At 48.9% G+C, this 14,676-nt stretch carries 15 protein-coding genes and 2 pseudogenes; 9 read left to right on the top strand and 8 right to left on the bottom strand.

Translation table 11 applies throughout. The features are described 5' to 3' along the window. Nucleotides 1–446: 446 nt before the first annotated feature. The 3 genes and pseudogenes from LJN55_RS14780 to LJN55_RS14775 all read left to right on the top strand — a co-directional run. A pseudogene (locus tag LJN55_RS14780) lies at nt 447–608 on the top strand (general stress protein); the annotation flags it as partial. Between the two features lie 24 nt (nt 609–632). Then, nucleotides 633–686, top strand: a pseudogene (locus tag LJN55_RS23930) (KGG domain-containing protein); the annotation flags it as partial. Nucleotides 687–875: 189 nt separating this feature from the next. After that, nucleotides 876–1,394 (top strand): DUF892 family protein, encoded by a 519-nt coding sequence (locus LJN55_RS14775; RefSeq protein ID WP_227534743.1) that lies wholly within the window; start codon nt 876–878, stop codon nt 1,392–1,394. 108 nt (nt 1,395–1,502) lie between these two features. Here the strand turns inward: LJN55_RS14775 and LJN55_RS14770 are convergent, their stop codons facing one another. Further along, nucleotides 1,503–2,108, bottom strand: coding sequence for a DUF2913 family protein (locus tag LJN55_RS14770; RefSeq protein WP_227534742.1), 606 nt, complete (start codon nt 2,106–2,108; stop codon nt 1,503–1,505). Nucleotides 2,109–2,275: 167 nt separating this feature from the next. Further along, a complete protein-coding gene (locus LJN55_RS14765; RefSeq protein ID WP_227534741.1) occupies nt 2,276–2,617 on the bottom strand; it encodes a hypothetical protein in 342 nt (113 codons plus the stop codon). A 445-nt stretch (nt 2,618–3,062) separates the two neighbouring features. Between LJN55_RS14765 and LJN55_RS14760 the strand changes: the two genes are divergently transcribed. The 4 genes from LJN55_RS14760 (at nt 3,063) to LJN55_RS14745 (ending at nt 5,579) form a co-directional block, all read left to right on the top strand. Continuing rightward, the gene (locus LJN55_RS14760) at nt 3,063–3,539 is read left to right on the top strand and encodes a YciE/YciF ferroxidase family protein (RefSeq protein WP_227534740.1); all 477 of its coding nucleotides are present in this window, start codon (nt 3,063–3,065) and stop codon (nt 3,537–3,539) included. A gap of 312 nt (nt 3,540–3,851) precedes the next feature. Further along, nucleotides 3,852–4,358: a ferritin-like domain-containing protein gene (locus tag LJN55_RS14755; RefSeq protein WP_227534739.1), complete on the top strand. Its 507-nt coding sequence runs from the start codon at nt 3,852–3,854 to the stop codon at nt 4,356–4,358. Between the two features lie 52 nt (nt 4,359–4,410). Next, nucleotides 4,411–5,307 (top strand): manganese catalase family protein, encoded by an 897-nt coding sequence (locus tag LJN55_RS14750; protein WP_227534738.1) that lies wholly within the window; start codon nt 4,411–4,413, stop codon nt 5,305–5,307. 47 nt (nt 5,308–5,354) lie between these two features. Further along, nucleotides 5,355–5,579, top strand: a complete 225-nt coding sequence (locus LJN55_RS14745; protein ID WP_227534737.1) for a hypothetical protein — start codon at nt 5,355–5,357, stop codon at nt 5,577–5,579. Between the two features lie 161 nt (nt 5,580–5,740). On the opposite strand, the gene LJN55_RS14740 is transcribed toward LJN55_RS14745, so the two are convergent. The 3 genes from LJN55_RS14740 to LJN55_RS14730 form a co-directional block, all read right to left on the bottom strand. Then, nucleotides 5,741–6,244, bottom strand: coding sequence for a CinA family protein (locus tag LJN55_RS14740; RefSeq protein ID WP_227534736.1), 504 nt, complete (start codon nt 6,242–6,244; stop codon nt 5,741–5,743). A 90-nt stretch (nt 6,245–6,334) separates the two neighbouring features. Beyond that, complete coding sequence (locus LJN55_RS14735) at nt 6,335–7,888, bottom strand: sensor domain-containing diguanylate cyclase (RefSeq protein WP_227534735.1); 1,554 nt, start codon at nt 7,886–7,888, stop codon at nt 6,335–6,337. A gap of 262 nt (nt 7,889–8,150) precedes the next feature. Then, nucleotides 8,151–8,366: a DUF2767 family protein gene (locus LJN55_RS14730; protein WP_227534734.1), complete on the bottom strand. Its 216-nt coding sequence runs from the start codon at nt 8,364–8,366 to the stop codon at nt 8,151–8,153. Nucleotides 8,367–8,634: 268 nt separating this feature from the next. On the opposite strand from LJN55_RS14730, the gene LJN55_RS14725 reads away from it, so the two are divergent. Both LJN55_RS14725 and LJN55_RS14720 read left to right on the top strand, forming a co-directional pair. Beyond that, a complete protein-coding gene (locus LJN55_RS14725) occupies nt 8,635–9,027 on the top strand; it encodes a YgiW/YdeI family stress tolerance OB fold protein (protein WP_227534733.1) in 393 nt (130 codons plus the stop codon). An 86-nt stretch (nt 9,028–9,113) separates the two neighbouring features. Beyond that, nucleotides 9,114–9,515 (top strand): VOC family protein, encoded by a 402-nt coding sequence (locus LJN55_RS14720; protein ID WP_227534732.1) that lies wholly within the window; start codon nt 9,114–9,116, stop codon nt 9,513–9,515. A 331-nt stretch (nt 9,516–9,846) separates the two neighbouring features. On the opposite strand, the gene LJN55_RS14715 is transcribed toward LJN55_RS14720, so the two are convergent. The 3 genes from LJN55_RS14715 to LJN55_RS14705 form a co-directional block, all read right to left on the bottom strand. Further along, nucleotides 9,847–10,095, bottom strand: a complete 249-nt coding sequence (locus LJN55_RS14715) for a biofilm development regulator YmgB/AriR family protein (protein ID WP_227534731.1) — start codon at nt 10,093–10,095, stop codon at nt 9,847–9,849. A 352-nt stretch (nt 10,096–10,447) separates the two neighbouring features. Then, nucleotides 10,448–12,826 carry a phosphoketolase family protein gene (locus LJN55_RS14710; protein ID WP_227534730.1) on the bottom strand — a complete coding sequence of 793 codons (2,379 nt, stop codon included), beginning with the start codon at nt 12,824–12,826 and terminating at the stop codon, nt 10,448–10,450. 524 nt (nt 12,827–13,350) lie between these two features. Beyond that, nucleotides 13,351–14,484: a glutathione-independent formaldehyde dehydrogenase gene (locus LJN55_RS14705; RefSeq protein WP_227534729.1), complete on the bottom strand. Its 1,134-nt coding sequence runs from the start codon at nt 14,482–14,484 to the stop codon at nt 13,351–13,353. Between the last annotated feature and the right edge of the window lie 192 nt (nt 14,485–14,676).

The raw sequence follows: 14,676 nt of genomic DNA, 5'->3' as shown, positions 1-14,676 counted from the left end.
GTTTTGTGATCCACGTCAATTTATTACGCGGGCATGAGGCTGAAATACATCATCCAGCAGCATTTAAAAAATAGAATTTTAATTCTACCCAATATTTTTGGATGTGATATTTTTTAAGATTATTCCTAATGTGTATTTAGGCGCTTTTCTTACCCGCTGAGTTTGGAGGTGAGAAGGTGTTATATGGCATGTATTTATACATTCAATATTTTGCTGTATAAGTTTCCGCGCTGAAGCGTCCATAATGAAAATTTCATAATGAAATATAAAATCCTTTTATTTTAAACAGGTAGCCAGTAGCCAGTAAAATCCTGGTAATTTAATTTATTTTTCATTTGCAGATTAAGTTAGCTTTGTCTAGCTTTAGAGGCACACGGAATGATAGCGGATAAGCGCTACGTAACGAAATAAGGAAACTCTCTCATCTGAAATAAAAGGAAATCATTATGACTGAACATCGTGGTGGATCTGGCAATTTTGCAGAAGATAAAGAGAAAGCGTCACAAGCGGGCCATAAAGGTGGTCAGAACAGTGGCGGGAACTTTAAAAACGATCCGGAACGTGCCGCTGAAGCGGGCCATAAAGGTGGTCAGAACAGTGGCGGGAACTTTAAAAACGATCCGGAACGTGCCGCTGAGGCCGGCCGTAAAGGCGGGCAAAACAGCCATCGCAATGACCAGGATTAGTCAGTGGTAGTAGTAATAAGGCCCCGTGACTCCCGTATGACCTGTTACGGGGCCTGAAGATTATTTTAACTGAGCAGGTGCTGCACCCCCTTATTTATTCCATGCTCAGTTATTTTTAAAGATAACGAATGATCTCGGCGTTGATTTTTCGAGATCCTGCCTTACGGCATATTTATTCCGGAGAGTTAAATGCAGCCAGAAAAATGCTATCACACATGGTTCCGCGACGCCTGCGCTATCGAACGACACGCCGAAGTTGCGCTTAATGAATTAACGCAGCATCTTACCCCATGGCCTGAGATGAAGGCTCGTGTAGATAATCATTTGCGGGAAACGCGGGAAAATATTTCCATGCTGAGTGAGTTCATGCAAAGGCGCCAGATAGATTCTGTCGTTTTAGGTGGGGAACGTTTTTCTCATTTTAAAAATTGCATTCAGGGCATTAACGGATTGCTGATGTCTCCCGAGCCGGTGAATAATTTTATCGGAAGCTATCTTCTGGAGGCCTATGAAATAGGCTGCCTTACGCCGTTAATTGCGGCAGCAGAGGCATTGGGCGACCAGGAAGCTATTCTCTTGTTGGATAAAATCATTCAAAAGGATTTCAATATGGTCCGATGGGCTCTTGAGCACCTTCCGGATATCACGCGCGCTCAGCTATTCGCAGTAGAAACGCCCACAAAAGAATTGAGTTCTGAGCTTCATTAACGTTTCGAATAACAGGGATTACGTCCGTGCTTGATAGTGCGGTCCCGAAGATGGATAACGGGACCGTATTACCGAAAGAGAACGTCCGGGACAGCGCAGAGCGAATAATTACTCTGCCACCCGTGAAGAACTGAAAACAGTGGCGCTGTGAAAGCCGCGTTCGTCCGTGAACAGCCTGGCAGTGAGCCGGGCATCCTCAGCCAGCAACAACAGACCGGGGAACTCACAGCTCAGACGTACGGTCAGCGGGTGCAACATCATTTCGTTAAGATCGAAGCCCAGCCGCAGAGCCGACTTACGCAGATAAACGGTAGTGACCTGTACGCCTTTAGGCGTCATCCTATCCCATTCACTGTCAGGCACCAGTACGTCATGCCAGCCGAGCATCTGCATTGCTTCAAAGAACGAGGTTACTTTTCGAAGATCGGATTGCCCTTCCATATCCGCGGTGCAGGTTTTCCATATATATTCTGCTTTGGCTCTCAGCCCCGCACGATAATGAAGTCGCTTACCTTCTCTGAGAAAAAATGCAATCTCTGGAGCGATGCTTACAGGAAAGATTTTCTTTCTTTTGGCCTGCTCAAGCCAGCGCATAATGAATATATGTTCTTCAAGAACAGAACAACGGCCCTTCTGATGGAAAAGATTTACCGCGACAAGAAGCGCCCATGCAAAATCTTTTACTGCAGGATTCATTCTTTTAAAATCCGACAACAATTCCTCCCTTAGATCATTATATACCAGTAAATCTGGTCCTGTAAAAGCCGGCCTTGTATATTGACCCAACCGGAACGATATCGTATTGCCAGCTAGCGTATCACGTCTGTGTTATTGTCTTATCCACCTCCAGAAAAAGTCATTCAGCATTCATGGATTTTTTCTTAAAAATTAATTGACCCGATGCAATGATCACTTTTCGGGACAGGATGAATATGAATACCGGATGCCTTTTCCGGTGTCTTTACTGTCGTCTCTTTTGAAGTGACTGACAGCTGCACGGCATATTCTTTCATCCAGCAACTGAGCCTCGCTACCCACATTTCTACTTCGTTATCAGGTACCTGACAGACAAAAAGATGACAGGGTTGTTCTTTGTTATCAGTAAGATATATATCAACAGCACTATGCCCGGCTGTGACAGCAGGAGCTCGAATGACCTTCACAGCAACGAAATTGAGTTGGGGCCAGGCTGACATCAGCCAAAAGATACGATGTCTCTTCATTAACGCCTCAAGGTGATTATTAACGTAACCCGGATTCACCGGACAGGGTCTCTGGCCCTGGCAGTATAAAGAATCTGTTTTCTTATTCCGGGTTTTTCGAGGCTAACTAACTCACCTGCCTTAACCAGCTCGCTCCGATACCATTCTCTTCAAATACATTCAGTTACCCTGAATGAAATCCAATCCCGGAATCTATTAATTGTTTGTTTCAGCAACCTCTCTTAACACGATTCATTATTCTGCTCATAATTTGGAAAAAAGCAATTTATACAAAAAATAAATTTTTGTATAATATTGGGAAAACGTACAACCGCGCAGATGGATATTCGGATTATTCTTATAAAAGTTTTTTTTATAGTCCTCATTATCTGATTTTTTTAGGCTAAACTTAAATTTCGTTATTAATGGTTTCATTTCTTTAATCCACAACCAACAGGATTCAATAATGAAAATTACGACGCTGGAAGAACTTTTTGTTCATGACCTTTCTGATGTTTACAGTGCCGAAAAGCAGATTACACGTGCTCTACCTAAAATGGCCCGGGCGGCTACCGATGAGAAACTGGTCGCGGCTTTCAAAGACCACCTTGAAGAAACTCAGGGCCAGATAGAGCGGCTTGATAAGCTTGTAGAAGCAACAGAAGGGGTGCGGATCAAGCGAATAAAATGCCACGCGCTTGAAGGTCTGGTAGAAGAAGCACAGGAAATTATTGAAGCTGTAGAAGCAGGCCCCGTGCGTGACGCCGGACTGATAGGTGCCGCTCAGAAGGTGGAACACTATGAAATAGCCGCCTACGGCACCCTTCATGCCATGGCCTTGAAACTTGGGTACAAAGAGGCCGCCAGTTTGCTGGCTGAAACGCTTAAAGAAGAAAAAGCCACCGATGAAAAACTGACGGGTATCGCTGAAAAACAGGGATAACGCGCGGTTTTTCTATGCATGATCTGCGCAACGCGGCATGAACGGCTGAACCGGCTGGAAAGCAGGTGTTGTTCATTCACTACCCCGCTTTGTTATGTTCGCGAAGGTAAAAACGGTGAAGGGCGTCAGGACAGGACCTTGGGTATGTCTTCCGCAAACCCCGCACGGCGGACGTGCTTTTTTGGGTATGACCTTTCCTTCATTTGATGTGCTGGCTGAGATGGCCGGTAAAGCTAAACGGGCGAAGTTTATCGTTAAGCGAGGGGCCCCGGCGTTCGCATACGATACTGCCCGGCTGATGAGGATCATTTTATGAACTATGAAGAACATTATCTTTCCTGGGTTAAAGACGCCCACGCAATGGAAAAACAGGCGGAAAGCATGCTCGAAAAAATGGCTGCCCGCCTTGAGCACTATCCTGACCTGAGAGCCAGAATTGAGCAGCATATTGAAGAAACCCGCCAACAGCAGGCGCTGGTTCAGAGCGTTATAGACCGATACGACACCTCAGCGTCTGTGTTGAAAGACACCATGGGGAAAGTTGCGGCCCTGGGACAGGCAATGGGGGGAATGATGGCTGATGATGAAGTGGTGAAGGGAGCCATCAGTGGCTACGTCTTCGAAAACTTTGAAATAGCCAGCTATACCTCGTTAATTGCAGCGGCCAATTTAGTAGGAGATGCCGAAGGCGCCCATATTTTTGAGCAAATCCGCGAACAGGAGATCGCCATGGCAGACTGGGCGCTTAACCATCTTCCGGACGTCACCGAACAGTTCCTGGTGCGTTCTGCGACGCCCGGCGTGGAAGCAAAAAAATAAATCCTTCACAGCCTGCCTTGGGCAGGCTGTGTTCTGAAAACGGGAGTGAGCCATGTTCAGACACGTTAAGCAGTTACAGTACACGGTTCGGGTAGCGGCGCCCGATCCGGGGCTGGCTAACCTTCTTCTCGAGCAGTTCGGCGGGCCGCAGGGTGAACTTGCGGCCGCCTGCCGTTACTTCACCCAGGGCCTGGGCGATGACGATCCCGGGCGTAAAGATATGCTGATGGATATCGCCACTGAAGAGTTGAGTCATCTTGAGATTATCGGATCGCTCGTGGGAATGTTAAACAAGGGCGCAAAAGGCAGGCTGGCTGAAGGTACGGAGGAAGAAGGGGAATTGTACCGCGGCATTACCGGCAACGGTAATGACAGCCATCTGACGTCGCTGCTTTACGGCGGCGGCCCTCCGCTCACTAATTCGGCAGGCGTACCATGGACCGCAGCGTATATCGATACCATCGGTGAAGTCACGGCCGATCTGCGTTCGAATATTGCGGCAGAAGCGCGCGCTAAAATCCTCTATGAGCGCCTTATCAACGTGACTGATGACCCGGGCGTCAAAGACGCACTGGGCTTTCTGATGACGCGTGAAGTTGCACACCAGATGTCCTTTGAAAAAGCACTCTATTCCATACGAAATAATTTCCCGCCCGGCAAGTTGCCGCCGGTGGAGCAATATGCGGGCGTTTATTACAACATGTCGCACGGGGGGGATGTCAGGGGCAGCTGGAATGCTGATGAGAACTTCCACTACGTGGACGATCCCCAGCCAGCCGTTGACGGCGGTGACGGTTCAGCCAGCGTATCCCTGCCGCCTGAGCAGCAGGCCGATGTGGATAATATGAACGTGAGAACCGCCTCAGACGCATCGGTTAATCCAGTCACTGGCGCAGATGCAGGGGCGGTTCCGCCCATTGAAAAAGAGAGTAAGCCGGTCAGTAAATAAAACGGGTTGAGCGTGATGATGGCTGACGTTTTTTCAGGAGAATGTACGTGTTTCATCTTTTTAAATATGTGTTTAACAGCCCGGAAAAACTGCTAAATGTCATGTCCCGGGATGACATGCGGGAGGCGCGCAGGGAAAAGGAGCTGATACTGATAGATGAAGACGGGAACGTCAGCGCCAACGTTGGAAGTCCTGAGATGAAAGAGAGTTTTGCCCGGCATGTGGCCGCGCTCGGCCATGTAAAGGGCCCTCATTCATCGCGACGCGAATAAGATCCGCTGTAAACAATGGGCAGGTCGCCGGGCCGAGTCCCTTTTCTGATGGTCTTTTGAACAGTTCAGGTCCCTGCAACGACTTTTCTGCCTCCTCAGGGAGGCTTTTCTTATGAGGCACTGTCAAACAGACCATTACCTTACCGCTCACGGGGACCCCTTCACCAATGAGGCTTTGACCCTGTGAGTAACTCCGTGAGCCGACACAGCGCGTACAGCGCAGCCGCATGGATAACGTCTTCGGGTTCGCCTTCAATGAGTTTTACGCAGCTGTAAAGCTGTTTTCCCGGCAGGCTCCATGCAAACCAGATTGTTCCTGCGGGGGTGCCGTCCGTTCCGCCGTCCGGCCCGGCATAGCCGCTGATGGCCAGGCTGACAGCCTCACCCGAGTGATCCCTCGCACCTGTTGCCATCTCCCTTACCGCCTGCTCGCTTACGGCGCTGTAAACTTTCAGTGTGTCATAACTGACGTTCAACATCCGGTGTTTTGCCTCATCGCTGTAAGTGACAAAACCAGAGGTAAAAAATGCTTTGCTGTCTGAAGCCGCGCCCAGTGAGGTACAGACCAGCCCGGCAGTACAGGATTCAGCGATGGAGAGGCGGAGACCCTGTTTTTTTAACGCCGAGCCAAGCTCTTCGGCTGCTTTTAATAGGTGTTTATCCATTAAAATCCCCTTTTTAATGATGGCCTTTACGGAAGACAGATGTACAAATCTGTCGGTATCATTTTTCTTCTGTGAAGAAGGAGGGCAGTGTCAGTATTCCGGACTGACCCGATTACGCCCCGCCTTTTTTGCCGAATAAAGCGCCCTGTCGGCCCCCTGGGTGAGAAGAAGGATATCGGCGTCATTATCCCGGGTTCCAGTCACCGTATGGCATCCGGCGCTGAGCGTCACCGTTTTCTCTTTGAGTAACGTGCCCGAATGAGGAATAGCCGTTTCCCTGGTTTTGTTTAAGAGCTGATGTGCGAGTCTCTGCGCTGTGGCAAGGGATGCGTTCGGCAGTATGATGGCAAACTCTTCACCACCATATCGTGCCGCAAGGGCATGTTCTCTGAACGGCAGGGATTTCAGCAGGGCACCGATCTTACGGAGGCAGTTATCTCCCTCGACGTGCCCGTAGATATCGTTATAGCGCTTGAAATAATCGACATCCAGCATTATCAGCGACACCGGGAGGCTATTCTTCTCCGAATTTTTCAGGCTGAGAGAGAGAAACAGGTCGAACTGCCGCCGGTTGGCCAGGTCGGTCAGGGCATCAATCAGGGCCATAACGTGCAGGGACTGATTTAACAGGGTGAGTTCATCACGCAGGCGGATAAGTTCGACCTGGTCGCGGTAACTCTTTCCTGCCTGACGGAGGATAAAGGTGCCCATTAACACCACGCCACCCAGCAAAGCCAGGTTCACCGAGATATCGGGCCATTTGCTGGCCAGCCAACGCTCTTTGAGCGAATCCCTGTCGAACCCGGCAGCGACAACCAGTGGATAATGCATAGAGCGGGCAAAGCCAAAAATCCTCCTCTTACCGTCAAGAGCAGAACGCCATTCGCCGGTGCCACGGTCCTTACGGGTTAGCATTTCAGTGAAGAGCTGGCTCGACGATAAATTGTTACCGATATACCCCTCTGACTGAGACCGGGCATAAAGCACTGTGGCATCGGCAAGCATGAGGACCAGAATGTCCCGTTTACCCAGCTCGTAATAGCCATAAAAATGGCGAAAATAATCCACGTTGACGGTGGCCAGCAGTACCCCTGCAAAAACGCCAGCGGCATCGTTAACCCTGACAGAGACCGGTATGACCAGTTCCCCGGTACTGCGACTGTGAACAACGGCGCCGATTCGGATGTTTTGATTATCATGCTGGCGGTGATAGATGAAGTAATCCCTGTCGGCATTGTTGACCGTTGACGGAATACGGTTTGCAGATGTTGCCAGCCACTTACCTTCAGCGTTGTAGAAAAATAGTCCATGGAGTTGAGGAAGCCTGCTCTGTAACTCACGCATGGCGCGGCTGAGGCCGTTGCCCCTGGCTCCTCCAGAAAGCTCCGACAGGTGGTCGCGCTGAATATTTCTGATCGTCATTTCGGTTTGCACAAAGGTATCCTCGGCCTGACGTACCTGTGAAAGCGAAAGGTTGACGGCGTTTTCCTCAGCGGAATATTTCGTCTGTTGCCAGGACTTATTCAGCGACCACAAATTGATGCCGATAACGGCGATGACGAGGAGTATGCCGAACAGCGCCACGGTGTTGCGCACGGAAGGAACCCAGGCTGGAGGCAGAAAGCCGTTCTTGAATAACCTCATGCATTTTCCTGGAGTATTTCATTGAACGTTCTTTTCGCATGGTGCGATGAGTCTTGTAAGTGAATTTTACGAGGTAAATATGGACTTAACGGCCTCGACAAAGAAAGTGAACCAGATTACCGGGAGAAAACGCCTGCTGTTTTAAGCCACGGAAGGGCGCAAGTCAGCGCTTCGGATTGGCCCGGTAAAATACACAATCCCACCGGACCCTTTCCCGGTTTAGTTACCAGGCCTGTAACACTGGCTGAAAGCATTTGGTTTGTCATGACGTGGTCGGTCGGATGAGCCGGATGGCATGTTCAAGAACCTTTTGCTCTTCTCGTCCCGCATCCGCTCTGAGTTTCAGGGTCTGCTGAAGTAAGGCTGTGAGCGTACTGCGTTGAGTGGTTTTTCCCTCTTCGGCGAGTACAATGACAGCATCACCAATTACCCGGCAAACTTCATCATAATATTCTTCACTCAATACATCCCGTCTCATTCCCCCCCCCATCTCTTTATATAAGGTATTTAGTAAGCGATATATAACAAAGATATATGCAATGCTGGTATGTTTAACGTATTACAGTCAATTATTAATTATAGAGCGAATGCGAAGTATGTAAAATGAATAATGCGTAAATCGCGAAACCTCAGAGCCAGGATAAATCTGAAAAAATTAATTTCACGAGATAAGTATACCTGCTTCCTGATTCTGTAGCTGAACGGTGTGCCATGATTAACACTCCGTACGTAATTAAGGTGGATGTATGAATAAATTTATTACAGCAACGATACTTTTAACCCTGGCGTGCCCTGTAATGTCCCAGGAGGGTGGTTTTAAAACCGGTGAAAAGGCCCCGCCGGCACATAAACAGGATGCAGGCTATAAAGGAACAGAAGACACGACAGAAAATCAGGTGAAAGCGCTGCAAAACCTGAAAGAAGGTAGCTGGGTTACCCTTGAGGGGAACCTCATTGAGAAAGATGCCCCTGACCGATATACCTTCCGGGATAAAACAGGAACACTGACCGTTCTCATCCGGCAACCGGTATGGAAAGACAGAACGTTTGATGCTTCCGATCTTGTCCGTATCAGTGGCCGAGTATCCGGACAGGGGAAAAACATCACAATCAGCGTTGAGAGGCTCGATGAACCCTGATAAGCAGGGGCAAGTCCATCCGCCCAAAGGCGAAACTGACCATGCCCGAAGCGGTCATTTTCCCTTTTTTTATAAGGTGATGCGAGATGATGAGTTATGTGTTTATTGGCAGTAATGATGTCAGTACCTCCGAAAAGTTCTATGAAGCCGTTTTGTTTCCTCTGGGCTATATAAAGGATGTGGAAAATGAACAGCTTATATTCTCGCTGCCAGATATCCCCGATCGCCACAACGGCCCGGGTGCGGTATTCATAGCGAAGCCGTGGAATGGCGAGCCGGCTTTACCGGGTAACGGAACAATGCCAGGTTTTCGCGCTCCCGGCCGCCACATTGTTGAACAGATCTACAGAGCCGGCCTCCTGGAGGGTGGGACCAGTGAAGGGCAGCCGGGTATCCGTGAAAGATATAGCCGTAATTTTTACGTTGCCTACCTTCGTGACCCCGACGGAAACAAACTGGCTTTTTTTTGTACCGGTAAAGAAGATTAAAGCTGATAAAAAAATCTTCACAGTTGTGATTAACCCCGTTAAAGATGACTATAGGGTAAAAGGAACAGAGCAGACACACGCCAGGAAGTAAAGGAAAAAGCGGTGTGGATCCGTTTTGAGGATCATTTGAAAACATGGGGAGGCTGCTACTTTTGATCTTCACCTTTGCGATTATGGCGTTCTTTTCTTAAAGGATTACCTGAGTGAAGGTGTTGCAGCCAGCAGAGATCACTCTGTCGAAATTGAGTATGAAAGGTTTGGCAGAGTACTCAGCAATATGGATATGAAGGTCATTATCAGTGGGAGTGTATTTGCTGAAGTCTTTTTATTTTTAACTATCATCCGGCACCTGCATAACCACTAACTGGAGAGCTATCCGCCAGACCTCCTGTAGAGCAATATCCTTTTCTTCTCCCAGCAGCTTAAGAAAGTGCGAGAACATCTCCTTATGGTCTGGAACGCCATGATCTGAGGTTATTTTTATCATGGCGTTATCGATAGCTTCCTTTGCAGCGTTTAACTTTTTTTCGCCAAGGTTCAGCGAACCAGGAATAAGGGTTTTATTAATGAGGAACGGCATAATGTGAGTCTCCACAACACTTCTTCAGCGCCGGAAAAATGTCGTAACAATAGCCTGTATGCCAACGAGGAAAAATCAAATTCGCCATCCTTTAAACCATATTTCGTTATAAGCTCATTATTGTAACTTCTTGCAAAAAAAGACATTTTTGAAAGGATAAATCCTTGAAAAATGCCTGCGTACCATACTGTGCTGAAAGCATAACTATGCTTAAAATCACTGTGAGATATCATGATCCTCAAAAGATGATTAACGTTTCTGTGCTGCAAAAATGGAATGGTGCTCTCACCAGCGATGAAAGTGATCACTGCATGCGGGAACGCAACGCGGATCTTGGTGGGAAAAACCACCTTTAATCCCCGTCTGGCGATTCATTTACTCCCGCAGGCCAGCTCCAGTTTTGAACTTCCGGTAAATCTTCTCCATGTTCGCGAACGTAGCGGTGATGCTCTGTCAGGCGTTGCTGCAGATGATCAAGCACGTCTGAATGACGATCGGCCAGCCCCGGCACGTGAAGTATTGCTGCCCGTGCAAGGTGATAACGGTCGAGCTCGTTAAGCACTGTCATATCAAAAGGTGTTGTGGTGGTTCCCTCTTCATTGAAGCCGTGCACATGGAAATTACAGTGATTATTGCGTTGATAGGTTAGTCGATGGATCAGACTGGGATAGCCATGGAAAGCAAAGATGACGGGCTTATTGCGGGTAAAAAGGGCATCAAATTCAGCTTCAGATTTTCCATGAGGGTGTTGTTCCTGCGTTTGCATCGCCATCAGATCAACCACATTCACTAAGCGGATTTTTAAATCAGGCAGACAGGAGCGTAACAGGTCGACCGCAGCCAGCGTTTCCATCGTCGGTACATCTCCGGCACACGCCATGACCACATCGGGTTCACCCTGACAACTGGCCCAGCGCCATTCACCCATACCGGCTTCACAATGCTCAATCGCGCTTTGCATATCCAGCCACTGAGGTGAAGGCTGTTTTCCTGCCACGATCACATTGATTCTATCCCACGTACGTAAACAGTGGTCGCCAACCCAAAGGAGCGAGTTGGCGTCCGGCGGCAGATAAATTCGTACGATATCAGCTTTCTTATTGGCGACATGATCGATAAAACCGGGATCCTGATGACTGTAACCATTATGATCCTGCCGCCAGACGTGTGAAGAAAGAAGATAATTAAGAGATGAAACAGGTTTTCGCCAGCCCAGTTTGCGTGTCACCTTGAGCCATTTAGCGTGCTGGTTGAACATGGAATCAACGATATGAATAAAAGCTTCGTAGCAATTAAACAGGCCGTGACGGCCAGTGAGCAGATAACCTTCCAGCCAGCCCTGGCACTGATGTTCGCTAAGAACTTCCATTACCCGCCCGTCGCGAGCTAACTGTTCATCATAGTCCTTCATGGGTTCCATCCATGCACGGTCGGTGATGTCAAATACGGGTGACAGCCGATTTGAGGCGGTTTCATCCGGACCGAACAGCCGAAAATTATCTTTATTTCTCCGAAATATTTCACAAAGATAACGACCGAACTGTTCGGTTGCCTGACCAGGAGTGCTACCCGGCAGACCGATTTCCAGCGCAAATTCGTGTATGTCAGGGGTGACAAGCTCACGGCGAAGGTGACCTCCATTTGCAAAAGGAGACGCCCCCATGCGCTTAGTACCTTCAGGTACCAGGGCCCGTAATTCAGGTTTCAAACTGCCCTGAGCGTTAAATAATTCCTGCGGCTGATAACTGCGCATCCACTTATCAAGAACCTGACGATGGGACGCATCCTCTCTGCAGGCAGAAACGGGTACCTGATGCGCACGCCAGAAATCCTCCACCTTTTTACCCTCCACCTCCTGTGGTCCTGTCCAGCCCTTTGGGCTACGTAACACAATCATGGGCCATCGCGGAACGGTATCAGGAGCATTACCGCTTCGCGCCTGCTCCTGAAAGATGGCGATTTTAGTGAAAGCCGAATCCAGAGCTGCAGCCATTTTCTGATGCATGTCGGTGTGTTCGTGACCACACACAAAAAGCGGCTCGTAGCCATAGCCGCTGAATAACTGTTTCAAATCAGAATCACTGCTGCGTCCGAGAAGGGTAGGGCTCGCAATTTTGTAACCATTGAGATGCAATATGGGCAGTACTGCCCCATCTCGTTGAGCATTGAGAAATTTTATACCCTGCCAGCTGGAAGCAAGCGGGCCTGTTTCCGCTTCGCCATCACCAATCACACACGGCACAATCAGGTCGGGATGATCAAAAGCGGCTCCAAAGGCATGTGACAACGAGTATCCCAGTTCGCCTCCTTCATTTATTGAACCTGGCGTTTCAGGTGCTGCATGGCTGGGTATGCCGCCGGGGAAAGAAAACTGTTTAAACAGTCTCTGCATACCGAGTTCATCTTCACTGACCTGGGAATATATTTCACTGTAGCTACCTTCGAGCCAGGTGTTGGCCACCATTGCGGGCCCACCGTGGCCAGGGCCACAAACAAAAAGAAGGTTGAGATCGCGATGACGTATGATGCGGTTCAGATGTGCATAAATAAAATTAAGGCCCGGTGTGGTACCCCAATGCCCGAGCAAGCGAGGTTTAATATGCTCTGCCAAAAGAGGGGCACGTAGCAGTGGATTGTCCATCAGGTAAATCTGTCCCACTGAAAGATAATTTGCCGCACGCCAGTATTTATCCAGCAGCGCCAGGTCGTTGGTCACTGATTCTTCAGCCATCGCCTTTTCTCCCGTTAATCTGCAATCAATTAACCCTAATAGAGGATCCACGATTGTGCGAATCGGAGGCGCCGCCTCCGATGCAATTATCGCGTTGGAGTAACAACCTTGATGTACATAATACAAGTTATGTTTAATTAAATATTAATTTGCACACCTATACCAGGACAGCCCTTGCCTGTTCATCTCCCCCATCCCTCCTCCTGCTAGTTTATTGTGATCATCCATTAATTGGTTTTAAGGGATGTCCGTTACGCTGGCCAGCCTTTTAACTGACATGCCGAAGCCACAATTATTTACCCCCTGAACCAGAGCATTAAGAATTTCACACTTATCAGTGATATGTAATTTTTTAGTCGCCTTAACCGCGACTGCCCGTATTACTCAGTGACTTCAGCCGGGATGATGTTCACTCGGTAGCTAGTCATATAAGCACGCAGCGCCCTGTCTTAACAAACAAACGCGCTGCGTGAAACGGCAAACTTCCTGCCTTCGCCGTTTTATGAAATCAATAACAGCCAGACCTAAGGTTTAAGGATAACTTTTGTCCATCCGTCGTCCCGGTCGTCGAAGTGTTTATAACCGACAGGCGCTTCTTCCAGCGAAAGGCGATGTGAAATTATCTCGCCCGGGCGGGCTTTACCTCGATGGATGAGGCGGGCCAACTGACGGTTATAGGCTTTGACGTTCGCTTGTCCGGTGCGTATGACCTGGCCTTTAAACCAGAAACTTCCGAAATCAAATGGCATCTTCCCTTCTCTGGCAAGGTCCGATTCAGCTCCGGGATCTTGAGGGATAAACACGCCTACCACACCGATCCCTCCCGTTGCTTTTGTTGACGCCACCAGGCTATTCATGGTGGCCGAGTTATCCTCATGGCCATGCTTGTCACAGCACTGATACCCGACACACTCACAACCACAGTCTGTACCGCGTCCATCCGTCAGATCGAGAATTTTTTGTACCGCAGTATCTCCCGTTGCATTGACGCCAGTTGCCCCCATTTTTTCTGCCAGAGCCAGCCGATCTTTGTGTGTGTCCACTACAAACACCTGAGATGCGCCTTTAATGATTGCCGAATGTGCTGCCATAAGTCCGACCGGCCCGGCGCCATAAATGGCCACGCTTTCTCCGGGCTTCAGCCCGGCAAGCTCTGTTGCATGCCATCCCGTGGGGAAAATATCGGAGAGCATCACATAATCATCTTCTTTCTCTGCCGCATCGGGGGGGAGTACGAGGCAGTTGAAGTCGGCAAATGGCACCCGGAGCAGTTCTGCCTGCCCGCCTTCCCATGGTCCCATTTCAGCAAACCCGTAGGCGGCTCCAGCCGTACCCGGATTGGTCGTGAGACAAAAACCAGTCAGACCTTTCTCACAGTTCTCGCAAAAGCCACAACCGACATTAAACGGCAGGCAAACATAGTCACCCACCTTAATACGTTCAACGCCTGAGCCAACCTCGACCACTTCACCCAGATTTTCATGACCCAGAATACGCCCCTCCTCAAAGCTGGTCCTGCCCTCATACATGTGCAGGTCTGACCCACAAATGTTGGTTGTGGTGATGCGGACAAGGACATCGGTGGGACGGACAATTTTTGCATCAGGTACGTCTTTTACTCTGACATCATAGGGGCCGTTATAGATAACTGCTTTCATAACCTTCTCCTCTTTGTCTACGGTAAAAAATTGCTGCCCGGGGGATCAGTAAAGTTTAGCTTGCGTGATAACTGTCGCGATGAAAGGAGGAAATATCAGGATGTTTCTTAACTCAATGCGGTGCAGTCGCCAGGACAGACGCCAATGAAAGCCACCTCTGTGATCTATAAAATTACAGAACAGTCCGGTTCG

It is taken from the genome of Erwinia rhapontici (assembly GCF_020683125.1).
GTDB classification, from domain to species: Bacteria; Pseudomonadota; Gammaproteobacteria; order Enterobacterales; family Enterobacteriaceae; genus Erwinia; species Erwinia rhapontici.
This window is presented reverse-complemented; position numbering and strand designations above follow the sequence as displayed.